The sequence below is a fragment of the Prevotella sp. oral taxon 475 genome (assembly GCF_018127805.1).
Taxonomy (GTDB): Bacteria; Bacteroidota; Bacteroidia; order Bacteroidales; family Bacteroidaceae; genus Prevotella.
In genome coordinates, this window is sequence record NZ_CP072334.1 from 579,373 (window position 1) to 604,618 (window position 25,246).

General features: G+C 51.1%; 17 protein-coding genes. 7 read left to right on the forward strand and 10 right to left on the reverse strand.

The window, feature by feature from the left end; translation table 11 throughout:
• The first annotated feature begins 4 nt into the window (after positions 1 to 4).
• Positions 5 to 2,902, forward strand: a complete 2,898-nt coding sequence (gene leuS / locus J5A66_RS02210; protein WP_211790843.1) for a leucine--tRNA ligase — start codon at positions 5 to 7, stop codon at positions 2,900 to 2,902.
• Positions 2,903 to 2,916: 14 nt separating this feature from the next.
• Entirely contained in the window at positions 2,917 to 3,882 is a 966-nt protein-coding gene (locus tag J5A66_RS02215) for a YitT family protein (protein WP_211790844.1), read from the forward strand.
• Between the two features lie 139 nt (positions 3,883 to 4,021).
• On the opposite strand, the gene msrB is transcribed toward J5A66_RS02215, so the two are convergent.
• Entirely contained in the window at positions 4,022 to 4,999 is a 978-nt protein-coding gene (gene msrB, locus J5A66_RS02220; RefSeq protein ID WP_371742864.1) for a peptide-methionine (R)-S-oxide reductase MsrB, read from the reverse strand.
• Positions 5,000 to 5,511: 512 nt separating this feature from the next.
• On the opposite strand from msrB, the gene gpmA reads away from it, so the two are divergent.
• From gpmA to J5A66_RS02245, 5 genes are all read left to right on the forward strand, one after another.
• On the forward strand, positions 5,512 to 6,201 hold the full coding sequence (gene gpmA, locus J5A66_RS02225) for a 2,3-diphosphoglycerate-dependent phosphoglycerate mutase (RefSeq protein ID WP_211790845.1): 690 nt from the start codon (positions 5,512 to 5,514) through the stop codon (positions 6,199 to 6,201).
• 22 nt (positions 6,202 to 6,223) lie between these two features.
• Complete coding sequence (locus tag J5A66_RS02230; RefSeq protein WP_211790846.1) at positions 6,224 to 7,063, forward strand: class I SAM-dependent methyltransferase; 840 nt, start codon at positions 6,224 to 6,226, stop codon at positions 7,061 to 7,063.
• A gap of 165 nt (positions 7,064 to 7,228) precedes the next feature.
• Positions 7,229 to 8,998, forward strand: coding sequence for an ABC transporter ATP-binding protein (locus J5A66_RS02235; RefSeq protein WP_211790847.1), 1,770 nt, complete (start codon positions 7,229 to 7,231; stop codon positions 8,996 to 8,998).
• Positions 8,999 to 9,000: 2 nt separating this feature from the next.
• The gene (locus J5A66_RS02240; RefSeq protein ID WP_371742873.1) at positions 9,001 to 10,722 is read left to right on the forward strand and encodes an ABC transporter ATP-binding protein; all 1,722 of its coding nucleotides are present in this window, start codon (positions 9,001 to 9,003) and stop codon (positions 10,720 to 10,722) included.
• Positions 10,723 to 11,097: 375 nt separating this feature from the next.
• Positions 11,098 to 14,343, forward strand: a complete 3,246-nt coding sequence (locus tag J5A66_RS02245) for a glycoside hydrolase family 2 TIM barrel-domain containing protein (RefSeq protein WP_371742865.1) — start codon at positions 11,098 to 11,100, stop codon at positions 14,341 to 14,343.
• 310 nt (positions 14,344 to 14,653) lie between these two features.
• On the opposite strand, the gene der is transcribed toward J5A66_RS02245, so the two are convergent.
• From der to J5A66_RS02290, 9 genes are all read right to left on the reverse strand, one after another.
• The gene (gene der / locus J5A66_RS02250) at positions 14,654 to 15,967 is read right to left on the reverse strand and encodes a ribosome biogenesis GTPase Der (RefSeq protein WP_211790849.1); all 1,314 of its coding nucleotides are present in this window, start codon (positions 15,965 to 15,967) and stop codon (positions 14,654 to 14,656) included.
• Positions 15,968 to 15,973: 6 nt separating this feature from the next.
• Positions 15,974 to 16,855, reverse strand: coding sequence for a GTPase Era (gene era, locus J5A66_RS02255; RefSeq protein WP_211790850.1), 882 nt, complete (start codon positions 16,853 to 16,855; stop codon positions 15,974 to 15,976).
• Between the two features lie 90 nt (positions 16,856 to 16,945).
• Positions 16,946 to 17,968, reverse strand: coding sequence for a beta-ketoacyl-ACP synthase III (locus tag J5A66_RS02260; protein WP_211790851.1), 1,023 nt, complete (start codon positions 17,966 to 17,968; stop codon positions 16,946 to 16,948).
• Entirely contained in the window at positions 17,968 to 18,156 is a 189-nt protein-coding gene (rpmF, locus tag J5A66_RS02265; protein ID WP_211790852.1) for a 50S ribosomal protein L32, read from the reverse strand. Before rpmF ends, J5A66_RS02260 begins: the two co-directional genes overlap by 1 nt.
• Positions 18,157 to 18,162: 6 nt before the next feature.
• Entirely contained in the window at positions 18,163 to 18,636 is a 474-nt protein-coding gene (locus J5A66_RS02270; RefSeq protein WP_371742866.1) for a DUF177 domain-containing protein, read from the reverse strand.
• A 469-nt stretch (positions 18,637 to 19,105) separates the two neighbouring features.
• A complete protein-coding gene (locus tag J5A66_RS02275) occupies positions 19,106 to 20,734 on the reverse strand; it encodes a RagB/SusD family nutrient uptake outer membrane protein (protein ID WP_211790854.1) in 1,629 nt (542 codons plus the stop codon).
• A 25-nt stretch (positions 20,735 to 20,759) separates the two neighbouring features.
• Entirely contained in the window at positions 20,760 to 23,480 is a 2,721-nt protein-coding gene (locus tag J5A66_RS02280; protein WP_211790855.1) for a SusC/RagA family TonB-linked outer membrane protein, read from the reverse strand.
• A gap of 88 nt (positions 23,481 to 23,568) precedes the next feature.
• Positions 23,569 to 23,970: an FMN-binding protein gene (locus J5A66_RS02285; RefSeq protein WP_211790856.1), complete on the reverse strand. Its 402-nt coding sequence runs from the start codon at positions 23,968 to 23,970 to the stop codon at positions 23,569 to 23,571.
• A gap of 98 nt (positions 23,971 to 24,068) precedes the next feature.
• Positions 24,069 to 25,169 (reverse strand): Mrp/NBP35 family ATP-binding protein, encoded by a 1,101-nt coding sequence (locus tag J5A66_RS02290; RefSeq protein WP_211791401.1) that lies wholly within the window; start codon positions 25,167 to 25,169, stop codon positions 24,069 to 24,071.
• Positions 25,170 to 25,246 lie beyond the last annotated feature (77 nt).

Consider the following 25,246-nt stretch of genomic DNA (forward strand, 5'->3'; position numbering starts at 1 on the left):
AATAATGGAATACAACTTCAGGGAGATTGAGAAGAAGTGGCAAAAACGATGGGCGGAGATGGCTACCTATCGGGTGACGGAAGATGAGAGCAAAGAGAAGTTCTATGTTCTCAACATGTTCCCTTACCCTTCAGGGGCCGGTCTGCACGTGGGACACCCGTTGGGCTACATCGCTTCAGACATCTACGCGCGCTATAAACGGCTGAGAGGTTTCAATGTGCTCAACCCTATGGGTTATGATGCTTACGGATTGCCGGCCGAACAATATGCTATCCAAACGGGACAACACCCTGCTGTGACTACAGAAACGAATATCAAGAGATATAGAGAGCAGTTGGATAAAATCGGTTTCTCCTTCGACTGGAGCCGAGAAGTACGCACCTGCGATCCGTCTTATTATAAATGGACGCAGTGGACGTTCCAAAAGATGTTCGATTCTTACTATGACAATGCCCAACAACGGGCTTTGCCTATCGAAAATCTCATCGCTCATCTCTCTAAACAAGGTACTGTAGGGCTGAATGCGGCTTGTTCGGAAGAACTTTCGCTCTCGGCCGAAGCGTGGAAAGCCCTGAATGAGAAAGAACAACAAGAGGTGTTGATGAACTATCGCATAGCTTATCTGGGCGAAACGATGGTGAATTGGTGCGCCGAATTGGGCACTGTGCTGGCCAACGATGAGGTGATAGACGGTGTGAGCGAACGTGGCGGCTATCCGGTGGTGCAGAAAAAGATGCGCCAATGGTGTCTCCGGGTGAGTGCTTACGCACAAAGACTGCTCGAAGGTCTGGAAGAAGTGGACTGGACTGAGTCGCTGAAAGAGACACAACGCAACTGGATTGGACGATCGGAAGGGGCCGAAGTAGAGTTTGCTGTTCAAGATAGCGACCTGAAAATCACGATTTTCACCACCCGAGCCGATACGCTATTCGGCGTAACCTTTATGGTGCTGGCTCCCGAAAGCGAATGGGTGCCCCTGCTGACAAAGCCCGAACGACAGAAAGAAGTGGACGAATATCTCGCTGCAACCAAAAAACGTACGGAACGTGAGCGTATCTCCGACCGTCGGGTCAGCGGTGTTTTCACCGGCTCTTACGGCGTGAATCCGCTCACAGGCGAGGCTGTTCCCATCTGGATCAGCGACTATGTGTTGTGCGGTTACGGTACGGGAGCCATCATGGCCGTGCCTGCTCATGATAGCAGAGACTATGCTTTCGCTCGTCATTTCTCGCTGCCCATCGTTCCGTTGATTGAGGGAGCCGATGTGAGCGAGCAGAGTTTCGATGCCAAAGAGGGTATTGTGATGAACTCTCCTGCTGCATCTTCGGTCTCAAAAGAAGGTTCGAGGGGTGGACATCAGACGAAAAACGCTGAATTGGTGCTCAACGGACTCACCGTGAAAGAGGCCATTGCCAAGACCAAGGTCTATCTGTCGGAACACGGACTGGGACGTATCAAGGTGAATTATCGCCTGCGTGATGCGATCTTTTCTCGTCAACGCTATTGGGGAGAACCGTTTCCTGTGTATTATAAGGAAGGAATGCCTTGCATGATTCCCGACAAATGCCTACCTTTGGAACTGCCCGCAGTGGACGAATACAAACCTACCGCAACCGGAGAGCCGCCTTTGGGCAACGCTAAGCTGTGGGCCTGGGACGAGAAAGCACAGCAGGTGGTAGCAACGGAGAAGATCAACAACGTAGATGTCTTCCCGCTTGAATTGAATACGATGCCCGGATTTGCCGGCTCTTCAGCCTATTACCTGCGTTATATGTCGCCCCACGATAACCAAGCCTTAGTCAATCGTAAGGCCGATGCTTATTGGCAGAACGTGGATCTCTATGTGGGCGGAACGGAACATGCCACGGGACATCTTATCTACAGTAGGTTTTGGAATCAGTTTCTCTACGACCTGGGCGTGTCTTGTCGGGAAGAACCGTTCCGGAAATTGGTGAATCAGGGGATGATTCAAGGTCGCAGCAATTTTGTTTACCGTGTGGCGACATCGCAGACAGAGGCTACTGCCGTGCCCACCTTTGTGTCTTTCGGACTGAAAGAGAGCTATGACGTGACTCCGATTCATGTCGATGTGAACATTGTTCACGGCGATGTGCTCGACCTGGAAGCCTTTAAGGCCTGGCGTCCGGAGTATCAAGACGCACAGTTGATCCTGGAAGACGGTCGTTATCTCTGCGGTTGGGCGGTAGAAAAGATGTCGAAAAGCATGTACAACGTAGTGAATCCCGATCGTATTGTAGAACAGTATGGGGCTGATACGCTGCGTCTTTACGAGATGTTCTTAGGCCCTGTGGAGCAGAGTAAGCCCTGGGATACCAACGGAATCGACGGTTGTCACCGTTTCTTAAAGAAGTTCTGGGGACTGTTTTATCATCATCGAACGGGCGAATTCCTTCCCAACGACACGCCAGCTACGGCCGAAGAACTGAAATCGGCTCATCGTTTGCTGAAGAAACTGACGGCTGACATCGAGCAATTCTCCTACAATACGGCTGTCTCCGCTTTCATGATCTGTGTCAACGAGCTGTCTCAAGCCCACTGTACGAACCGCGAACTGCTGACCAAACTTGTGGTAGCACTTGCTCCTTTTGCACCGCACATCACCGAAGAACTATGGGCAGCACTGGGAAACAGCGGTAGTGTGTGCGACGCACAATGGTCTTTGCACGACGAACGCTACCTGGTTGAGAGCGAAATACAGCTCACTGTCTCCTTTAACGGTAAGGCTCGCTATCAGAAAACCTTCCCCGCCGATGCCGCAAATGCCGACATCGAGCAGGCCGTTCTTGAAGATGAACGTTCACAAAAATACCTCGACGGCAAGCAAATCCTCAAAGTGATTATCGTGCCGAAGAAGATAGTCAATGTTGTAGTGAAAGGATAAAGGAGGAAAAAGCGATGACCATCGACCACAAAATCATTTTCAACGAGGTGAAAGATTATGTCTTTATCACCCTCGGACTGTGTCTTTATGCTTTCGGGCTTGTTGTTTTCCTCATGCCCTATGAGATTGTTACTGGTGGCGTAACTGGTATGTCGCTTGTCATTTACTATGCCACCGGTTTCAAATTGGAAAACACCTATCTCATCATCAACATCTCTCTGTTGGCATTAGCCCTGAAAGTGCTGGGCTGGCGGTTCTTGATGAAAACCATTTACGCCATTGTGGCCCTCTATTTTATCGTGAAATTCGCCCAATGGTTGATGCCTAAGGATGTCAACGGCCAACTAATTAAGATTCTTGGCGAAGGACAGAACTTCATGTCGTTGCTGATTGGTTGCACCCTGACGGGATCTTCGCTCGCTATTGTCTTTCTCAACAACGGCAGTACGGGTGGAACCGACATCATTGCAGCCGTGGTGAACAAGTATTTTAATCTTTCCTTGGGGCAAGTTCTGTTCTTAGTAGATATCGTTATCATTGGCAGCTGTTTCTTCTTTCCGCAGTTCGGCAGTTACTTCGACCGTTCTCGCATGATGGTCTTTGGGCTTTGCACGATGATTATCGAAAACTTTATGCTCGATTACGTGATGAATGCCCGCCGCGAGTCGGTTCAGTTTCTCATCTTCTCCAAGATGCACCAAGAGATTGCCAGTGCCATTGCCCTCCATACCGACCATAGTTTGACGATACTCGACGGTCATGGCTGGTACACCGGGCAAGACATGAAAGTGCTGTGTGTACTGGCTAAGAAGAACGAAAGCCAGATGATATTCCGTCTCATCAAGATGATCGACCCCAAAGCCTTTGTGAGTCAGAGTGCAGTCATCGGCGTTTATGGCGAAGGATTCGACACCATCAAGGTAAAAACACCCAAAGAGCTACCAACGAAAGGAAGACCGAAAGAGAACAAGAACGCTTAATTGGGTAGCGAAAAGACCTCCCCAAGAGAGGTCGTCATGCCTCTTCAAGAGACCAAAAGGCCCGGTGCGACATCGCACCGGGCCTTTTGTGTGGGAAGCATCTGCCCATCAACGTCTTTCCCATTCGGAAAGAAAAGTATCACAGTAGCTTGAGATAAGCCCCATAGCCCTCCTTTTCCATGTCGGCTTTGGGGATAAAACGCAGCGAAGCACTGTTGATGCAATAACGCAGACCGCCACTTTCTTTAGGTCCATCGTTGAAGACATGTCCTAAATGAGCATGGCCTTTAGTGCTGCGCACCTCAGTTCGAGTCATTCCATGCGAGTGGTCTTCTGTTTTCTGGAGCAAATGATTGTCGATGGGTTTGGAGAAAGCGGGCCATCCGCAACCCGAGTCGAACTTGTCGGTAGAGAGGAAAAGCGGTTCGCCCGTGGTCACATCGACGTAAATACCTTCGCGAAACTCATGGTCGTATTCGTTATTGAACGGTTGTTCGGTGGCCGCTCGCTGCGTCACCTCATACTGTATCGGCGTGAGACGAGACCTTAGCTCCGCATCCGTTGGTCGAACGTAAGCCCTGGGCTTCTCTTCCGGCTTGTTCGCTTTGCGCGCCAACTCGAAAAGAGCTTTGGGAAGATGACAATAGCCTCCAGGATTTTTCTCTAAATAATCCTGATGATATTCCTCCGCCGCATAAAAATTCTTTAGCGGCAACACCTCGACCATGAGGCGTCGATGGAGCTTTTTGCTCAGCTTAGAGAGCTCGGCTTGAATGAGCGGCCCGTCGGCAGGGTCGGAATAATAGACACCTGTGCGATATTGCGTTCCGATGTCGTTGCCCTGTTGGTTGAGTGTGGTCGGGTCGATCGAGAGGAAGTAGAGTTGCAAGAGCATCGAGAGCGGCAGCACATCCGGCTGATACACCACCTGCACAGCCTCTGCAAAGCCCGTGCGATGAGAGCACACCTGCTCGTAAGACGGGTTTTTGCCATTACCATTGGCATAGCCCGTTTGGGTGTTGAGCACTCCGTTGATTTGTTTGAGGAAATGTTCCGTGCCCCAAAAGCATCCTCCGGCGAGATAGATCTCCGCCTGTTGATGAGTTGTTTGATTCATTGTTTCGTTTGTTTTCATCCGATTCTTTCCGCTGCCTGCGCAGCAAATGAAACATGTGCAGGCAAACCATGTTGCCATGTTTAAAGAAAATCGTCTCATTCTCTTTTTGTTGTTAGTTGATAGCAAAACTACAAAAAAAAGACAAGTTGGCCAATATTGCAGGCAAAAAAGAGTATGGCAGCATACAGACAAATCTCGTTTTCCCGCCAAAAGAACATCCCATAAAATCGGAATGCTCCATGGCATGCGCGCCATCTCTTAGCTTTTGGCGTGCAAAAGCTAAGGAAACGCATGGCGAAAGCTAAGAAAACGACGCGCAAAAGCTTAGCTTTCGCGCGTCGTTATTATAAACGCTTGTCGATCATCGACTTGCAGACAGAGAAAGAAGGAAAAGAGAAGAACACTTTTTCTTGATCCCTATATGTAGGTATTGCCCAGTTGAGGAAATATATGTAAATTTGCAACAAAACGCCAAAGCAGGCGTTTGGTTATCCATATTTTTAGCAAAACGTATGAAAAAATTAGTCATTATTCGCCACGGAGAAAGCGAATGGAATCAGAAGAACCTGTTTACAGGTTGGGTAGACGTAGAACTTTCCGACAAAGGACGGGAAGAAGCTAAGCGAGCAGGACAGTTGATGAAAGAAGCCGGACTGGACTTCGACCTCTGCTACACCTCTTATCTCAAGCGTGCCATCAACACCCAGCAGATTGCCCTCAAAGAGATGCAACGCGAATGGCTGCCCGTTGTGAAGTCGTGGCGGCTCAACGAGCGTCATTACGGAGCTCTCTCGGGTCTCAACAAGAAAGAAACTGCTGAGAAATATGGCGACGAGCAGGTGCACATCTGGCGTCGTAGCTTCGACGTTCGTCCGCCGATGATGGAAGAGAACAACGAATATTCGGCCCGCAAAAATCCGGCCTATCGCCATCTTTCGGTAGAAGACATTCCCATGTGCGAGAGCTTGAAAGACACCATCGCACGCACCGTGCCCTACTTCGAGGTGGAAATCAAACCGCAAATCATGGAAGGCAAGCGCGTCTTTATTGCTGCACACGGCAACTCTTTGCGCTCGCTCATCAAATATTTCGAGGGTATCTCCGATGAAGAAATCATCAATGTGGAGATTCCTACGGGTACTCCGCTCGTGTATGAGTTCGACGACGACTTCAAAGTAACGAACAAATACTATCTGAAATAAAACATAAAACGAAGACATTGCCATGGAAGAGAAATTCAAATTGAGAGACGTGGTGCAGGAGACGCTGCTCATACCTCTTTATTATAGAGCCTTAGAAACGCGTCGACCCAAAGGCAATATCTTGAAAGACGACCTGGCCGAGAGGCTGATCGACCGAATAGATTACGACTTTTCGAAGCTCGATGCCGCCCCACTGAGCAAGTTGGGCTGCGTAGTAAGAGGCAGATATTACGACGATGCCACCCGTCGCTTTCTCTCTTCTCATGGCAATGCCGTCGTTGTGAACGTGGGCTGTGGTCTGGACACACGCTATCAACGCATCCCGGAGCATGACAAGGCTGTGTTCTACGAGGTGGATCTGCCCGAGGTGATTGAACTTCGGCGTGCGCTGATCCCTGAACCGGCGGGCGATCGCTATCTATCGGCCTCACTGTTAGACGTGGAATGGATGGACAACCTTCGGGCTGCGCATCCACAAAGCAGTTTTATCTTTATCGTAGAAGGCGTGTTGATGTATTTCTACGAAGAACAGGTGCGGCAGTTTATCGATCGGATTGCCGAGCGTTTTGCCGGCGGAATGCTCTGCTTCGACGTCTGTGGACCGATGATGAGCAAGCATCGGGTCAAGCCGGATGCCTTGAAAAACTCGGCGGCAGAAATACGTTCGGGCATTGAAGACGGACATCTCGTGGAGCAATGGAACCCGAAGCTCCGCCTCGTTGAACAGGCTATTTACATGAATCGCTATCGATCGCGTTGGGGATGGATGGGCTATACGATAGGACTGTCTAAACGACTGTCGTGCAAATTCTCTTCGATGCTGCAATACGAGATCGTAGGATCAACCGAAGATAAAGGCTAAAAACAAAGCATCGACGGACGGACAAGAGACCTACTCTGTCCGTCCGTCGATGCTTTGTTCACCTCCCAGCGGCCATCCCGCCTGTCTTTTGGGGACGTTCCCTCTCCGTCTGCCTGGTCAACCTTCCCTCCTTGAACACCCAATCACCCACCAATCCATCTACCGATGTCTCCTTTAAAACAACTTTTTGCCTATGCCGGCCGGTTCAAATACCTTACGATGGCCTCCTGGTTCTTGTCGGCAGCCAGTGCATGGGCGGCTCTTGTGCCCTTCGTTTATATCTGGATGATTCTGCGCGACGTGCTCACCGTGGCTCCACACTTCGAGCGTGCCACGCAAACAGCCCACTACGGATGGATGGCCGTGGCCTTTTCGTTGCTCTCTATCGGGCTTTATCTTCTGGGGTTGCTCTGTTCACATCTGGCGGCCTTTCGCATAGCCGCCAACATTCGCTCACGCTTGATGCACCATATCATCACGCTGCCGCAGGGTTTTGTGGGTAATGAGGGGAGTGGAAGCCTGCGTAAGATTGTCAACGAATCGAGTGAGGCCACCGAAACCTATTTGGCTCATCAGCTTCCCGATAAAGCCGGCAGCATGGCAACACCCATTGGACTGCTTGTTTTGCTGCTCGTTTTCGACTGGAGGCTGGGACTTCTCTCGCTCTTACCCATGCTGCTGGGCTTCGCCATTATGTATTCTTTCATGACTGGCAAAGAGCTTCAAACCAAAATGGCCGAATATCAGACCGCACTCGACAGCATGTCGAATCAAGCCGTTGAGTATGTGCGAGGCATTCCCGTGGTCAAAACCTTCGGACAGACGGTGTTTTCGTTCAAGAAATTCAAGCAAGCGATAGACGATTACCAACGTTGGGTGATCGATTACACCCGGCAGATGCGCCTGCCTATGGTGTGTTACACTACTGTTATCAATTCCGTCTTCGCCGTTTTGGTGGCGGCTGCCCTTTATATGGCACAAGAAGGGGTAACACAGACGTTTCTTCTTCATCTGATTTACTATGTCATCATTACGCCCATCATCACCGTGATGCTCACCAGAATTATGTATCAGAGTCAGAACAACTTGATTGTTGCCGAGGCTTTGAAGCGCATCAACGGCGTGCTGACTCTGCAACCACTGAGCGAACCCCGAGAAAGCCGTCTGCCAGAGGATAACTCCATCGTGTTGGAAGAGGTGGTTTTCAGATACAAAGGGGCCGTCAAGAATGCCCTCGACGGTATCTCTCTGCATGTGAAAGCCGGCGAACAGGTGGCTCTCGTGGGGCCTTCGGGCGGTGGAAAAACTACCTTGGGTCATCTCATCACTCGTTTTTGGGATGTAGATAGCGGTGTGGTGCGAATCGGAAACGTAGACGTTTGCCACCTCCGCAAAGAAGATTTGATGCGTCAGGTGTCGTTTGTCTTCCAGGATAGTCGTTTGTTAAAGGGGTCGATTCTCGACAATGTGCGGCTCGGCAGACCCGAGGCCACTGAGCAAGAGGTGAGAGAGGCATTGCACAAAGCCCAGTGCGACGACATCATCGACAAGCTTCCCGACGGACTGCACTCCGTCATCGGCACCCAAGGAACTTATCTCTCAGGCGGCGAGCAGCAACGCATTGCCATTGCACGGGTGATGCTTCAAGATACGCCTATCGTGATTTTGGACGAGGCAACGGCCTTTGCCGACCCCGACAACGAGGCCCGTGTGCAGGCGGCCTTTGCCGAAATGGCGCGCGGAAAGACCGTCATCACCATTGCACACCGCCTCTCTGCGGTGACGAAAGCCCACCGAATCTATGTGCTCAAGGGAGGAAAGATTGTCGAGGAAGGCACCCATCACAGTTTGATCGCCCGCAAAGAAGGGCTTTATGCACGTCTTTGGGCCGAGTATAACCAATCTGTTCACTGGAACGTAGGAGGGGAAAAATGAAACTGAAACGCATCTTACAACATCGTTACGCCCTCTCTTCACAGGGTGCAACCGACCTGATGAAGGCCTGTTTGGCCAGTTGTGCAACCTACATCGTGCTGATGATGCCCGTCGGACTGCTCTATTATCTGGTCGCCGATCTGATTCAAGGCGGCACCATCGCTACGCCACGTGCCGTCCTTTACGGGCTGGGTGCCGTGCTTTGTCTGCTGTTCATCGCCCTGACCACCCGCTTTCAGTACAACGCAACCTTCTTTGCCACCTATGTGGAAAGTGGAATCCGGCGCGTAACGCTGGCAGAACGATTGCGGAAATTGCCGCTTTCGTTCTTCGGAAAGAAAGACCTGGCCGACCTCACCAGCAGAATGATGGCCGATTGTGCCACCCTCGAGACAGCATCTTCCCACTATATTCCTCAGTTTTTCGGCAGTTTGCTCTCGCTCATCCCTATCTCTGTGGGCCTTTTCCTCTTCGATTGGCAACTGGCTTTGGCCGCATTGTGGCCCTTACCGGTGTGTTGTGTCATCATGGTCTTTGCGCCGAAGTTGCAAAACCGGTTAGGTCGGCGGCAGATGGCGGCCAAGATGGCCTGCGCCGACGGCATACAAGAGTGCTTGGAAGCCCTTCGCGACCTACGGGCAAATAACGCTGAGGAAACGTATATGCAAGGATTGGACACGAAAATCAAAGCTGTGGAACGCCGAGCTTTCATAAGCGAACTCGGCCTGTCGGCTTTTGTGGTTTCGGCACAGATGATTCTGCGATTCGGAATTGTCTCTGTGGCTCTTGTCGGCAGCATTTTGCTCACCGAGGGACGCTTGGACGTGCTCACGTTTTTTGCGTTTCTGCTCACCGTCTCTCGTCTTTACGACCCACTTTCCGAGTCGCTCATTCACCTTGCGGCCCTCATAACCCTCAACGTGCAGACCGAACGGATGAACGAAATTCTCGAACATCCCCTGCAAGAAGGCTCCGATAGGCTCTCTAATCAGGGGTTCGACATCGTCTTCTCTCACGTGAGCTTTGCTTATGATGCTGCAACGCCCGTACTGTCGGACGTCTCGTTCACCGCCCGACAGGGGGAAGTGACAGCTATCATCGGACCTTCGGGTGGCGGAAAAACCACCATCTCGCGCTTAGCTGCCCGCTTTTGGGACATCCCCCAACCGGGAAAAATCACCGTAGGAGGGATGGATATTGCCACCATCGACCCCGAAAGACTACTCTCACTCTATTCTATCGTGTTTCAGGACGTGACGCTTTTCAACAACAGCATTCTTGAAAATATCCGTATCGGACGGAAAAATGCCACCGACGAAGAGGTCATGGCCGCAGCCCGACTGGCTCATTGCGACGAGTTTGTCGAGCTATTGCCGCAGGGATGGCACACGCAGATTGGCGAAAACGGGGCCGAGCTGTCTGGCGGCGAACGTCAACGCCTCTCTCTGGCACGGGCTTTCTTGAAGGATGCGCCCATCATTCTGCTCGATGAAGCCACGGCTTCGCTCGATGTGGAGAATGAGACGATGATACAAGAGGCCCTCTCTCGGCTCATTCGGAATAAAACGGTGCTTATCATTGCCCATCGGTTGCGTACGGTTGCGGGAGCTGACAACATCGTTGTGCTCAGTGAGGGATGCGTCGTTCAGCAGGGAACCGCACAACAACTCTATCAAGAGACGGACGGCCTCTACCGCGAAATGGTGGAGAAACAAAGGACTTGATAGGTAGAAAGAAACGTGTTGATTTTCAGGTGTTTAGAAGATGCTTTGCAAAAGCTTAGCTTTTACACGTCAAAAGCTAAGAAAATGGCATGCAAAAGCTAAGAGATGGGCGTGCGAAAGCTTAGCTTTTAAGAAGTAAGGAGGAAAGTAGTAAGTAGTAAGGAGGGAGGTAGTAAGGAGTAAGGAAGAAAGTAGTAAGAAGTAAGGAGGGGAATAGTAAGAAGTGAGGAGGGAAGTAGGAAGGAGTAAGAAGGGAAGAAATGGAGTGGGGAAGGAGCAAGGAGGGGTGTTAAAGTTCCCGATTTGCATAGACGTTACAAGAAAAACGAGTAAATTTGTAACGAAATATTCAGTAATCAAACACCATTCCTTTTTATGAAGACATTCTTTTTTGAGGTTGCCTTTGCTGTGATGGCTGCACCGGTTGGTGCGCAAAATGCCGTGCAACCCACCTTTACCGAGTGGCACGATTTACAGGTGAATCAGGTGAATCGCTTGCCGATGCACACCGGAATTTTTCCCTTCGAGAGCACCGAACTGGCCTTAACGGGCGATAGAAAGGCTTCAGACCGTTTTCTTTCGTTGCACGGACAGTGGAAGTTTCGTTGGGTGGCAAATGCCGACGAACGCCCAACGGGATTCTTTTCCGAAGACTTCGATGATCGTCATTGGGCTAACTTGCCCCTGCCTGGCATCTGGGAACTGAACGGATATGGCGATCCCATTTACGTCAACGTAGGTTTTGCCTGGCGAGGACATTTTAAAAACCATCCACCCGAGGTGCCCGTGAAAGATAATCACGTGGGTAGTTACCGCCGAACGGTCACGATCCCCGATGATTGGGACGGTCGACAGGTGGTGGCTCACTTCGGATCGGTGACATCCAATCTCTATCTTTGGGTGAATGGAAGATACGTAGGCTACTCAGAAGACAGCAAGGTGGCCCCCGAATTCGACATCACGCCCTATCTGAGAAAGGGGGAAAATCTCATCGCTTTTCAAACGTTTCGTTGGTGCGACGGCTCTTATTGCGAGGATCAAGACTTCTGGCGGCTCTCCGGAGTGGCACGAGACACGTATCTCTATGCCCGTAACAAAGAGACGCATGTAGACGATCTGCGCATTACTCCCGACTTGGTGAACAATTATATGGATGGCGTGCTCGACCTCAAATTCAATCTCACCGGTGCGGCTTGCATCGACATCGATCTTCTGGATGCCGAGGGCAAACGGGTGGCGGCTTTGCAACTGGACACGGCCGCTGTGAGAAAAAATGACAATCAGCTGTTTTTAGCCAGTCCGAAACGGTGGACTGCCGAGACGCCTTACCTCTATACGCTCGTGGCAAAGGTGAAAACGCCGCCCGTAACCCGACGAATGGGGCGGCGTCGGGTGGTGTCTTCTGATGGAAAACTGGTGGAAGTGCTGACGCAAAAAGTGGGATTCCGCAAGGTGGAGATCAAAGATGCACAGCTGTTGGTGAACGGTCAGCCGGTGCTCATCAAGGGTGTCAACCGCCATGAAATAGATCCTGACGGGGGATATGTGGTGAGTCGCGAACGGATGATTCAGGATATCCGTCTCATGAAGCAGCTCAACATCAACGCTGTTCGCACCTGTCATTATCCCGACGACCCCGTTTGGTACGACCTTTGCGACCAATATGGCCTTTACATCGTGGCCGAAGCCAATCAGGAATCGCACGGTTTTCAGTATGGTGACGATGCTCCCTCGAAGCAACCCGCCTTTGCACGGCAGATATTGGAACGTAATCAGAACAACGTGCAGACCCACTTCAATCATCCCTGCATCATTGTTTGGAGTCTGGGAAATGAGACTGCAGACGGCCCTAACTTCACGGCGGCTTATCAATGGGTGAAATCGCAGGATGCAAGTCGGCCCGTTCAGTATGAGCGTGGAGGAGAGAATGGCCCCAATACGGACATTGCCTGCCCGATGTATCGCACCCATCAGGAATGCGAGGCCTATGCCAAGGACGAGACAAAGACGCGTCCGCTCATTCAATGTGAGTATAATCACACGATGGGAAACTCGTCTGGAGGTTTTAAAGAGTATTGGGATCTGGTGCGAAAATACCCCAAATATCAGGGTGGATTTATCTGGGACTTCGTTGATCAGGGTCTTCGCGGGAAGGATCAAGAGGGCCGTGAGATCTATAAATACGGTGGAGACTATAACGACTACGATGCGTCGGACAATAACTTCAACTGCAATGGCATCGTCAATCCCGATCGTCGACCTAATCCTCACGCCTCGGAGATTGCTTATTGGCAGCAGAATATCTGGGTGAAACCGGTGGATTTGAAGGCCGGACGGGTGAGTATCTATAATGAGAACTTCTTCCGCGATCTCTCTAATTACAAGCTGGTGTGGCGTGTTCTCAAAAATGGCAGATCGGTACAGACGGGCGAAGTGAATCAGTTGGAGGTGGTTCCGCAACGCACGGAGACCCTTGTGTTGCCCTATCAGTTGGACAAAGTGTGTCCGCATGCCGAGGTGCTGCTCGATATCGACTTTGTTTTGAAGAACGACGAACCGCTTCTTCCGGCTGGCACTCGCGTGGCTTATGCGCAGTTTTGCTTGCAGGAGGGCAGTTGTTTCCGAAAGGTGGAGCCATGCGAACCCATGACGAAGGAGACGAAACTCAAACTCGTCGATGCGAAAAAGGCAGCAACGGTGAGCGTGGAGAATGCTGTTTTCAAGATGGAATTCGACAAAGAGACGGGCTTGCTCCAAACTTATGTCGTGCGGGGGCAGAGCCTGTTGGGCGACGGTGGCAGGCTTCGACCCAACTTCTGGAGGGCTGTTACCGATAATGACATGGGTGCCGGACTGCAAAAGACGTATCGTCCCTGGTGCCATCCCTCCTTGTTGCTTAAAAGTCTGACCGCCCGATACGAAAAGAAAGCCAACACAGCGCAGGTCGTGGCACGTTATGATATGCCCGAGGTGCAGGCCCAACTCACGCTCACCTATGATATTCTGGCCAACGGAACTCTGCAAGTGACGCAGGCCATGACGACCACTCCGGGTGCAAAAGTGCCCGATCTCTTCCGCTTCGGCATGCTCATGCAATTGCCTTATGGGATGGATTGCAGTACATTCTACGGTCGTGGACCCATCGAAAACTATGCCGACCGCAAGCTGTCACAGAACGTTGGCATCTATCAACAAACCGCCGACGAGCAGTTTTATGCCTATATCCGCCCGCAAGAAACGGGCACGAAGAGCGACATTCGTTGGTGGCGACAGGAGGATGCGAAGGGATTCGGTTTCCGGATCCTTAGTCCCGAACTTTTCTCCGCTTCTGCCTTGCACTACGCCATTGCCGATTTGGACGACGGTTTAGAGAAAGAACAACGCCATTCGCCGCAGGTTCCCCGTTCGCGTTACACCGAACTGACGCTCGACTTGCTGCAAACCGGTCTTGGTGGGGTCGACTCCTGGAGCGAACGAGGCATTGCTCTGCCGCCCTATCGTGTGCCTTATGCCGATCGCACCTTCCGTTTTACCCTGGTTCCGGTTCAACAAAAAGGTTGTCAGTCGATAACACCCGTAGAGGCTCATGAAGGAAAATCCAAGGCCGACCACGACTCATAACAGAGCCATTTCTATGTGAGTTCGAGCTATGTTGGGGATGTTCTTATGCCAACTATCCCATAGGAACGCTTTTCTCGTTCTTCTTAGCTCCTTCCTACTCTTCTCCTTTCTTCTCTATCTCTTAGCTTTTGCACCCCATTTTCTTAGCTTTTGAGTTGTAAAAGCTAAGAAAATGGGGTGCAAAAGCTAAGAGATGGGAATACGTTTTCTAAGCGCCTGATTTCCAGCTATATATAAAGAGGGTTCCTTTCTGCCGGATAGAAACGCTTCATCTCGTCGAACTTGTTGATGAGACTCCTGCAAAGCAGGTTTATTTCTGTCGGATAAACACGTTGATAGGGCAACCGTGCATATCCCAATTTTCGCGTATCTTATTTTCGAGAAAGCGGCGATAGTTCTCTTTGACATATTGCGGCAGATTGGCATAGAACACAAACGAGGGGATCTGCGTGTTGGGTAACTGCGTGCAATACTTGATTTTGATGTACTTCCCTTTGGTGGAAGGTGGTGGATAAGCTTCGATCAGCGGGAGCATCACCTCGTTGAGTTTCGAGGTTCCCACACGTGCTTTACGGTTGAGATACACCTGCTTGGCCGTCTCGAGCACACGGAAGATACGCTGCTTGGTGAGGGCCGAGGCAAAGATGATGGGGAAATCGACAAAGGGAGCCATGCGTTCGCGGATGGCATTTTCGAAGGTCTTGATGACGTTTTGGTCTTTGTCCTGCACCAAATCCCACTTGTTGACTACGACGACAAGCGACTTCTGGTTCTTCTGTATCAACTGAAAGATGTTCATGTCCTGTGCTTCGATGCCGCGGGTGGCATCGATCATCAGGATGCAAACATCGCTATGCTCGATGGAACGGATGGAACGCATGACGCTGTAGAATTCCAAATCCTCGGTGACTTTGTTCTTTCGACGTATCCCGGCGGTATCAACGAGATAGAAATCGAACCCGAATTTATCGAAGCGCGTATAGATACTGTCGCGTGTCGTGCCGGCTATCTCGGTAACGATATTGCGGTCTTCGCCGATGAAAGCGTTGATGATGCTGCTCTTTCCGGCATTGGGGCGGCCCACAACGGCAAAGCGCGGGATGCCGTCTTCTACCTCTTCGGTCTCTACGGGCTGGAGTTTGTCGAGCACAACGTCGAGCAAGTCGCCCGTTCCGCTTCCCGTTGCTGCACTAATGGGATAGGGGTCGCCCAGTCCGAGCGAATAGAACACCGGAGCTTCGTATATCTGTTCGTTGCTGTCGGCTTTGTTTACCACCAGCACTACGGGCACCTTTGTTCGGCGTAAAATGGCGGCCACGTCTTCGTCCAGGTCGGTTATGCCGGTGTTGACATCGACGAGGAAGAGCACAAGATCGGCCTCTTCGGTGGCAATGAGCACCTGACGACGGATGGCATCCTCGAAGATGTCTTCCGAATTGACTACCCATCCGCCCGTGTCTACTACGGAAAACTCGCGTCCTGCCCAGTCGCACTTACCGTATTGACGGTCTCGTGTGGTGCCGGCAGTATCGCTAACGATAGCACTACGGGTCTTTGTGAGTCGATTAAATAAGGTGGATTTGCCCACATTGGGCCGTCCAACGATTGCTACTAAATTTGCCATGTCTTTTTATTCTGGGTTATAACCGAAACCGTCTAATTCTCTTTTTGAGCTGCGCCAGTCTTTATCTACCTTCACAAAGGTCTCGAGATAGATGCTCTTATCGAAGAAACGTTCCAATGTTTTGCGAGCCTCCGTGCTCACTTTCTTCAACGCCACGCCTTGATGACCAATGATAATGCCTTTCTGACTGTCGCGTTCCACATAGATGACGGCGTTGATATGGATGATTTTCTCTGTCTCTTTGAAACTTTCTACCTTCACTTCCACCGAGTAAGGCACCTCTTTATCGTAGTAGAGCAGTATCTTTTCGCGGATGATCTCGCTCACGAAGAATCGCGCCGGCTTATCGGTGAGCTGATCTTTGTCGAAGTAAGGCGGAGAATCGGGCAAGAGTTCTTTGATTCGTTTGAGCAATAGGTCGGTGCCAAACTTGTTCTTAGCCGATATGGGAAGTATCTCTGCGTTGGGCAATAGCTTGTGCCAACGCTCCACAATATGTGCCAACGCCTTTGGATTGCTCTCATCTATCTTGTTGATGAGCAGCAGAACGGGAATCGTCATCCCTCGTACTTTCTCCAAGAAGTCGAGGTTTTTCTCGGGATTTTCAACCACATCGGTGACATAAAGCAACACATCGGCATCTTTTAGAGCTGATTCGGAAAAGGCCAACATCGACTCTTGCAGTTTGTAATTAGGTTTGAGCACTCCCGGTGTGTCCGAGAATACAATCTGCATGTCGTCTGTATTGACGATGCCCATGATGCGATGGCGTGTGGTTTGTGCCTTAAAGGTGGCTATCGAGATACGTTCGCCCACCAATTGGTTCATCAACGTGCTCTTCCCCACATTGGGATTGCCCACGATGTTTACAAATCCTGCTTTATGCATAGTGGTTTCTTTTAGGCCAAAAAGACGCATCTTTCATACAAAAGGATGCGTCTTCTCTGATAATTACCTATTGAAGTTGAAGTTCCTATTTCATTTATTCTGCTCTGCCGCCTCAGCTCCGTCGTATGCCCACTTATAATAAGACGCGCCATGAACGAAACCTGCGCCAAAGGCAGTGAAGAGAATGTTGTCTCCTTTCTTCAGTTGCTTTTCAAAATCCCACAGCACCAACGGCATGCAAGCTGCGCTGGTGTTGCCGTAACGTTGAATGTTGACCAGCACTTTCTCCATCGGAGCACCCACTCTTTTTGCCACAGCTTCGATGATACGCAGGTTGGCTTGATGCGGAACGATATAGTCTACGTCGTCCTTTGTCAGCTTGTTGCGTTCCATTAGCTTGGTGCAATCGTCGCCCATAGCCGATACAGCGTAGCGATAAACGGTGCGACCCTCTTGGTAGGTGTAGTGTAAATGATGGTCGACGGTGAACTGCGACGACGGACAAACCGATCCTCCGGCTTTCACATGCAGGAAAGGAAGCCCTATGCCGTCTGCCAAGTGGAGTGAATCCATCAGTCCGACGTTCTCTTCCATTGTGCCTTCTACCATCACGGCACCGGCTCCATCGCCAAAGAGCGGACACGTAGCGCGGTCGGAATAGTCGGTGATGGCCGACATTTTATCGGCTCCGATCACGATGATACGCTTGTGTCGGCCGCTCTGAATCATGTTGCACGCCACATCAAAGGCATACATGAATCCGCAACAGGCTGCCGAAAAGTCGAACGCAAAGGCCTTTTTTAAGCCTAATTTGCCTAAAACAATCGATGCAGTGGAAGGATGGATATAGTCGGGTGTGGTCGTAGCGACGATAACAGCATCGATACTGTCGGGGTCTGCCCCAGTCTTTTTCATCAGAAGTCTCGCCGCTTTTCGCGCCAAATAAGACGTTCCAAGTCCCTCTTCCGTCAGGATGCGGCGTTCTTTGATGCCCGTACGCGTAGTAATCCATTCGTCATTAGTGTCTACCATCCTCGAGAGCTCTTCGTTATTGAGCACATAATCGGGGATATAGCCTGCGACGCCTGTGATTATCGCATTAATTTTATCCATTATTCTGCAATCTCTTCCTTGACGATAGCCACCTTTCCGCGGTATTGTCCGCAGGTGGGACAAACGGTATGATATACATGATAAGCGCCACAGTTAGGGCAAAGTGCCAGTGTAGGAGCAACAGCCTTATCGTGAGTTCTTCTCTTCAGCGTGCGAGTTTTCGACTGTCTTCTTTTAGGATGTGCCATTTTGTTTTAATCTTTAATATTGTTTTTTATTTGTTTCAGTTTCATCCACCGTGGGTCTACGGCCTGTTCTGTCGGTCCGTTTCCATCGGTATGAGCCACATGTGCCTTGAGGCTGTCTATCATTTCGGGGTTACATAGGCCAGATTCGTGCACATGTCGAATAGGAATAGCCAGTGCAATCGTCTCGTAAACGAACCACGACAGGTCGAGAACACCGCTTTCTTCTTCCACGATCACCATCTCTTCGCTTTCCGAATTTGCTTCTCCGAATCTCACAATCAGTCGATGATCCGTGTCGACAGACTGCTGCATTTCGTCGAGACAGAGGTCGCAAGGAATGCTGACCGAACCTTTTACATGAAAGTTCAGCTCGAAAAGATCGACTCTTCTGTCGACTTCCAGCTCTACTTTGAGCTCTCCTCTTTGCACTTCGGGCGCGTCAATAGCCCGAAAAAAGTCGTCGTTTACGTCGAATTCCATTCGGGTTACGCCTTGGCCAAGTGTCTTGAGGTTGATTTGAAAGGTTTCCAAGTCACACATTTGGTGTGCAAAGTTACAAAGATTTTCTGATATGTGGAGACGAGACCGCAAAAAAATTATCTCTGTGTGATGTCAAAACCGCAAACAGCACGGCAGACATAAGTCTTTTGAAAGAGCCAAACGAACGGGCGCAACTTATTGACGCGGGACGCGTAACGCCGCAGATGTTTAAGTATATGATAAGTCGTTGCGTATCAATATTTTAGAAATTGATTTTCAAACACTTAGCTTTTACCTTGCATTTTCTTAGCTTTTACACTCCCAACTCTTAGCTTTTGCACGTCGTTTTCTTAGCTTTTGTAAAGCCAGGGCACAAAAGACGATGGCGAAAGGGAGAGCAACGGTATCTCATTGAAACGAAATGGGGCGAATGAAACACCGACGATGCGAGGCCTTTTTGCCAGAGCGATCAGAACGCGCTGTTGGGTTGGAGGCGTTTGTTGGCCCCGATAGCGCGGTTGGGAATAGGGAAAAGGGTGGTATGGCCGTTGCTTTCGCCAGTCAAGGGCGTGCGTAGGTCGTAGGCTTGGGTGAACTTCGAGAAGCGAATCAGGTCTTGTCGGCGCCAACCTTCCCACATCAGCTCGAGTAGACGCTCGGCGAGGATGTTGTCGAGGGTGGCTGTTCGCGGCCCCATTCCTGCCCGGGCACGCACGAGATGCAGCTCAGCGTCGCCGTTTTGCCCGTTGCGCACCTTGGCTTCTGCCAGCATCAGCAGTACGTCGGCATAGCGATAGAGCACGATGTCGTTGTCTTGCAGTTTGCCGTCGAAGAAGGCTTTGCGGTCGATTTCATATTTGCTCATCCGCGCGCCGGCTGTTTTGATGTAGCGAGAGGCCGACAAGTTGCACTGTACTTCAAGAGGTTGGTAGACGAGCGGTGTGCCGTCGTCGAGCCGAACGGTGTCGCCGTCTACAAGAATCGTGTCCGAATAGAAGTTCAGCGCATAGCGATGGTCCACCTGCGGGGTGCCGTAGCCAAAGGCGCGGACGGTGGAAAGCGTGGCGCAGGCTCCGTTTTCGGAACCCAGTCCGAGGGCCTTGCCATGGTGATAATTGCGCGAGCGAAAGAGGTATTGATATTGGTTGGCATAGAGATGCTTGTCCATGGGGATGGTAAAGATGTTCTCAGCCGAGTTCTCATTGTGGATCTTGAAATTGTCGGCATAGTTGTTTTCGAGTCGATAGCCCAGGTCGGCGATTCGGTTGCAGTAGTGAATTACGGTTTGCCAGGCATTCATCTGCACGCCGTTCACGGTGAAATAGATGTCGCGCCCGGCCTTTCGGGCTGTGGTCGTGGGGTTATCGCAACTGAAGACCTCGGCGTTGAGGGCCAGTTTGGCCAGCAGGAAATAGGCCACAGGACGTGTCAGCCGGCCATAATAGTTGCCCATGTGGTGGGAAGGGGTAGGGGCGAGCTGCGGAGCAACGGTCTGTAATTCGTCGAAAGCAAAACTGAATACCTCGCTGCGACGGGTGTTCGTCACCCGGTTCACCTTACTTTCGGGTGCGGTGAGCAGTGGTACGTTGCCGAAAAGATCGATCAGATAATAGTAGAACATCGCCCTGATGGCACGCACTTCGGCCCGATAGCTCTCGTATTGGCCGGTGGTGAGGAGCGAACGGTGCTTGTCGAGTCTGCCGAGGGCATCGTTGCAGAGCACAACCACTTTGTAGAGATAACACCAAAGGGTGTAAAGCTCCTGGTCGTCGGCACTCCATTCGTGGCGGTAAAGGCGTTGCCAGAAGCCGCCATCGTACCAGTCGGCCCCGCGAATAGGGATGATGGCCTCATCGGTGGTAAAGGTGTTGTAGTCGTAAACACCGCGATAGGTGCCTTGAAGTCCGTTGCCATCGGCCTCGCCACCGATGTAATTGTAGAGCTCTCCGACGGTGTTGAGATACAAACTGGCGGGCGAATCGAAGACCTGCGCTTCCGAAAGACGGTCGCGAGGCTGGTCGTCGAGACATGAGAAGAGCCCCGGTCCAATGGTCAACAGAATAGCTGTGAGCGTGAAAAGAGACTTGACGGAACGCATGATGAGGGGATTTGCAGGTGTGATGTCAGAACTGTATGCTCATGCCAAGCGAGAAAGAGCGGTAGGGAGGGTAAGAACGCTTGTCGTCGATGCCTAACGTGTTGTTCACCACATGACTGTTGATGATGGGCGTTAGTCCGCTGTAGGCAGTGAGTGTAGCCAGATTGTTGACGCTGAAAGAAAGTCGCAGCGCACTGATATAACGCGAAACGACGGGCAGATTGTAGCCCACGGTGAGGTAATCGAAGTTGAGATAGTCGCCCGGTTCAAGCCAATAGTCAGTGGCAGTTTGGTCTTTGATATTGCGTGTCGGGGCCTCTGCCAGTACGTTATAGTCGGGAAAACTGCCCATATTCATGTAGGTGAGCGACGTTCCGTTGTAAATCTTATGCCCGAAAGCCCCGTTCAGCTGGATGGCTACATCCCAATGGCGGTATCGAAAGCTGATGTTCGATCCCAATGAAGCCTTTGGAACGGCTTGTCCGGCCACATATCGGTCGCCGCCATCTTCGAGATTGATACGTCCGTTGTGGTCTAAATCGGCGCAAACATACCGATAAGACCCATCGGGGGCTTGCTCTAAACCGGTGCAATGAGGAAGATAGAACACGCCAAGCGGCTGACCTACGATTTGATAAACAATGTTGTTGTGCCCTCCATGCATGCCGGCACCATTGAGAGAACCCACCGGTGTGATATCGGGCGATGAGAGATACTCGTCGCCATACTTGCCGCTGAGCGAGAGCAATCGGTTCTTTTGCATCGAGAGATTGAGGTTTACGCTGAGTTCCAGGTCGTGTTTGCGAATCAGATCTACCCCTAATCCCAGTTCGAAACCACTGTTACTCATGCTTCCGATGTTGGCAAACAGCTTGTTGAAAGCAAACGGAGGCACACTTACATCATAGTTATAGAGCATGTCTGTGGTCTTTGATGCATAGTATTCGGCATAGAGATGCAGTCGGTTATCGAAGAGTCCGGCTTCAAGACCGATGTTAAACGAACTCCGAGTCTCCCATTTCAGATTGGGATTGACGTTCTTCAGCAGGCCTTGCGTTACCGTTGGCACGCCATAATAAGGCACAACGCCGTTGGGCATCAAAGCATAGAGAGCATTGTAGGCCGTGATTCCGCCGAGATTTCCCGATCGTCCGTAGCTTGTTCTCAGTTTGAGGAGGTTGCAATGTCGCAGGTTTCGTAGCCAAGGCTCTTGCTGAACGTTCCACTCAAGGCCAACCGACGGAAAATAACCCCAGGTGTTGTTGTCGCCCACTAATGAAGAACCATCGGCCCGAAGACTCAAGGATGCCACATAACGGTCCAGCAACGTATAGTTCAAATGCCCCATCAGCGAGGCGAGCGACGGCGATTCGTATCCGCTTCCCGTACCTCCGTAAGGATGAATGTTGCCTGCCATGAGGTTGTTATAGCCGTAATCGTTATTGACAAAGCCGCGAACGGTGGTGTAAAAGTTCTGCCGTCGACTCTTCTGATACTCCGAATGGGCGGTAAACGCTAAGGCATGAACGCCCCATGTGCGGTGATAGACGAGCTGAAAGCTGCCCAAGAGGTCTTCCATCTTTGACTCTCGGCGATAAGCTCTGCCGTGTGCTTCGGTCCAGGTGGGTTGAAATTGCGCGTTCTCCATCGAGTTATAAGAATAAGAACCGAAGATTTTGGCGGTCAGATGCTTGGCCAAGGCAAAGTCAAACGTGACGTGTGTGTTGAGGTTCAGCCCCCGTTCGTCGTCCTTTTGTAGCAAAAGAGCCATCGGATGGGCAATTTGTGAGGCCAGCGTGTTGACATCCCAGCCGCCCGAAGCGTTGCGATGAGCAGAGAAAGTGGGGTTTTGCGAGGCGGCAGAGTAGAACAACCTCTGCGTGTCGAATATCTTTTTGTTGGCCAAGGACGAGCCGAACACGCCGAAGTTGATGGTGAGCCAATGGTCGAAAGCCTGCTGCATGAGATCGAATTTTGCTGTAAAATTGCGATATTCGTTGGCTTTCACCGGCATTTGATGTTCCATAATGCTCACCGAGGCACGGTAGTTGGCTTGTTCATTGCCACCTGTAAAGGCCAGATGATGGTTCTGAATGAAACCTGTTCGGGTGATGGCGGCGGGGAAATCGTTGTCTTCACCACCGTCGTTATAGCTCAATCCCCGCGTTCGAGCTGTCGAAATATATCCCTCTCGGTCCAACATCTCGAGGTTTTTATACACCGATTCGAAGCCGATATTTCCGTCGTAAGAGATGCGAAACTGCCCTTTCAGTCCTTGAACGGTCGTAACGAGGATGACGCCCGATGCCCCTCGCGAACCGTATTGAGCCGTTTCCGAAGCATTTTTCAACACTTTGAACGACAGAATGTCGGCCGGATAGATGGTAGACAGCGTGGCAATATCGCTCGAAACGCCATCGATCACCACCAAAGGGTCGTTTCCGCCGGTGAGAGAAGTCGTTCCGCGCACCCGCACACTGTTGAGCATGGCCTGCCGTTGGTCGCCTCCGCGCGACACGTTCACACCCGGAAGTCGACCGTTTAAGGCGTCGAGAGGATTCAGAATGAGCCCTTTGTTGCTCCAACCGTCAAGGGTTTTTCGGATGATCGCCTGAGATTGACCTGTCAACAGACTGTCTTTCGCCACGGGAGCGAGCCTTTTCGGAACCTCCAAACCCGTCTGTGCCGCTCCATCGAGAGGACAAACGACTGCCAAGAAACTGAGAAAAAGGGAGAACAACTTCATCGGATAGGGATTTAAATGAGGTTGACGGGCTACCCGCAACACAGCATCGATAGGCCGCAAGGAGGCCCGTCGGAGTGGGAAAGCAGCGTTATTTCTTTTTCTTATAATACGCTAAACCGGCCTGTACGTTCTTAATCAGCGCGTTAGACGAGAACGTGGCACCGCTCACGGCATCTGGTTCGGTCTTGGCAGCCTTAGCCATGGGCTTTCCTTCCCAAGCTGCGAGGATGGCTTTGGCCCGTTCGAAGAACTTGGGTGTTTCGCGATTGGGCAACGCTTCCACCCGAATCACCTTGTTGTTCTTGATGTAAATCTTCACAGGCGTTGTGCCTTTAAATCCTTTAACGTCTCGTGTCAGCTCGGTGGTGTTGATAATGGTCACACCATTTTCGGTTGTCAGCACTTCGTCGTGCTGCACGGCACTGGTTAAAAACGTAAGAATGGGCACCGCCGATAAAGCAAAGAGCAGTCCAAGCAGTATTCTTTTCATATCTCTTCTGTATAATGTTATTTTCTGTTGACTATATATAAGGTATCGCGCGCGCACGAAGTCCCGAATATTCCGGTAAAGAACGAGAAGCAAAACCGCTATCGATTCACCTGCACAATCTGCGTTGGAGCCTGCTCTTTGTTACGTCTGTTGGTGACAGTGACCACTGCTTGCGCCAGATTGATGAACGCCTGTCCTGTCATCGTTTCCACATCGAGTGCGGCAGGCGTACCTTGATCACCGTTCTCACAGATGCTTTGCACGATAGGAATCTGCGCCAAGAGGGGCACATGCATCTCTTCGGCCAAACGTTTGCAGCCCTCTCGCCCGAAGAGATAGTAGCGATTCTCGGGCAATTCGGCAGGAGTGAACCAAGCCATATTCTCGATGAGGCCGAGAATGGGCACGTTCACCTTCTCGTTGCGGTACATATCGATACCTTTTCGTGCATCGGCCAGAGCCACATCTTGCGGCGTACTCACAATCACCGCTCCCGTAATGGCGAGCGTCTGCAAGAGTGTGAGGTGTATATCGCTGGTTCCCGGCGGTGTGTCGAGGATAAAGAAGTCGAGTTCGCCCCAGTTGGCGTCGGCGATGAGCTGTTTGAGCGCATTCGAAGCCATGCTGCCGCGCCATAGCGTAGCCGTCTCTTTGCCGACGAAAAAGCCGATGCTGAGTAGCTTGACGCCATATTTCTCGACAGGCTCGATCAAGTCGCGGCCGTCTATCTGCGTGGCATAGGGGCGCGCTCCTTCCACATCGAACATCTTTGGCATAGAAGGTCCGAAGACATCGGCATCCAACAGTCCCACCCGATAGCCCAGTTTGGCCAGTGCAATGGCCAAATTGGCCGAGACGGTGCTCTTTCCTACGCCCCCCTTTCCCGAACTCACGGCGATGATATTCTTCACCTGCGGCAGGAGTTTGCCCACCTCGGGCCGGGGTTTCGAGGCGAATTCGGTTTTGATTTCCACCTCGATGTCTTTGCTGATGTGATAGTGCAGGGCTGCCTCAGTGGCTTTGAGGGTAGACTTGAGAAAAGGATCGGTCTCTTTGGGAAAGAGCAATGTGAAGCTCACCTTCATCCCGTCGATGCGCACATCGTCTGCCAACATGCCGCTCTCGATCAGGTTTTTCTTCGTACCCGGATACATCACCGTGGCCAAGACATCTGTAATCAGTTTCGGATATAATGTTATCATCTTTTTTCAATTAAAGTTATGCAAAAATAACGATATTCTAAGGACAGAGCAAATAAATAGCCGAAATAAAAGCG

What these genes read in the sequence shown, in the direction of transcription:
- J5A66_RS02215 (WP_211790844.1), top strand. Translation starts at nt 2,917, where the DNA reads ATGACCATCGACCACAAAATCATTTTCAACGAGGTGAAAGATTATGTC.
- J5A66_RS02245 (WP_371742865.1), top strand. Translation starts at nt 11,098, where the DNA reads ATGAAGACATTCTTTTTTGAGGTTGCCTTTGCTGTGATGGCTGCACCG.
- J5A66_RS02285 (WP_211790856.1), bottom strand. Translation starts at nt 23,970, where the DNA reads ATGAAAAGAATACTGCTTGGACTGCTCTTTGCTTTATCGGCGGTGCCC.
- J5A66_RS02270 (WP_371742866.1), bottom strand. Translation starts at nt 18,636, where the DNA reads ATGGAATTCGACGTAAACGACGACTTTTTTCGGGCTATTGACGCGCCC.
- rpmF (WP_211790852.1), bottom strand. Translation starts at nt 18,156, where the DNA reads ATGGCACATCCTAAAAGAAGACAGTCGAAAACTCGCACGCTGAAGAGA.
- J5A66_RS02235 (WP_211790847.1), top strand. Translation starts at nt 7,229, where the DNA reads ATGTCTCCTTTAAAACAACTTTTTGCCTATGCCGGCCGGTTCAAATAC.
- msrB (WP_371742864.1), bottom strand. Translation starts at nt 4,999, where the DNA reads ATGAATCAAACAACTCATCAACAGGCGGAGATCTATCTCGCCGGAGGA.
- leuS (WP_211790843.1), top strand. Translation starts at nt 5, where the DNA reads ATGGAATACAACTTCAGGGAGATTGAGAAGAAGTGGCAAAAACGATGG.
- era (WP_211790850.1), bottom strand. Translation starts at nt 16,855, where the DNA reads ATGCATAAAGCAGGATTTGTAAACATCGTGGGCAATCCCAATGTGGGG.
- J5A66_RS02230 (WP_211790846.1), top strand. Translation starts at nt 6,224, where the DNA reads ATGGAAGAGAAATTCAAATTGAGAGACGTGGTGCAGGAGACGCTGCTC.
- gpmA (WP_211790845.1), top strand. Translation starts at nt 5,512, where the DNA reads ATGAAAAAATTAGTCATTATTCGCCACGGAGAAAGCGAATGGAATCAG.
- J5A66_RS02260 (WP_211790851.1), bottom strand. Translation starts at nt 17,968, where the DNA reads ATGGATAAAATTAATGCGATAATCACAGGCGTCGCAGGCTATATCCCC.
- der (WP_211790849.1), bottom strand. Translation starts at nt 15,967, where the DNA reads ATGGCAAATTTAGTAGCAATCGTTGGACGGCCCAATGTGGGCAAATCC.
- J5A66_RS02275 (WP_211790854.1), bottom strand. Translation starts at nt 20,734, where the DNA reads ATGCGTTCCGTCAAGTCTCTTTTCACGCTCACAGCTATTCTGTTGACC.
- J5A66_RS02280 (WP_211790855.1), bottom strand. Translation starts at nt 23,480, where the DNA reads ATGAAGTTGTTCTCCCTTTTTCTCAGTTTCTTGGCAGTCGTTTGTCCT.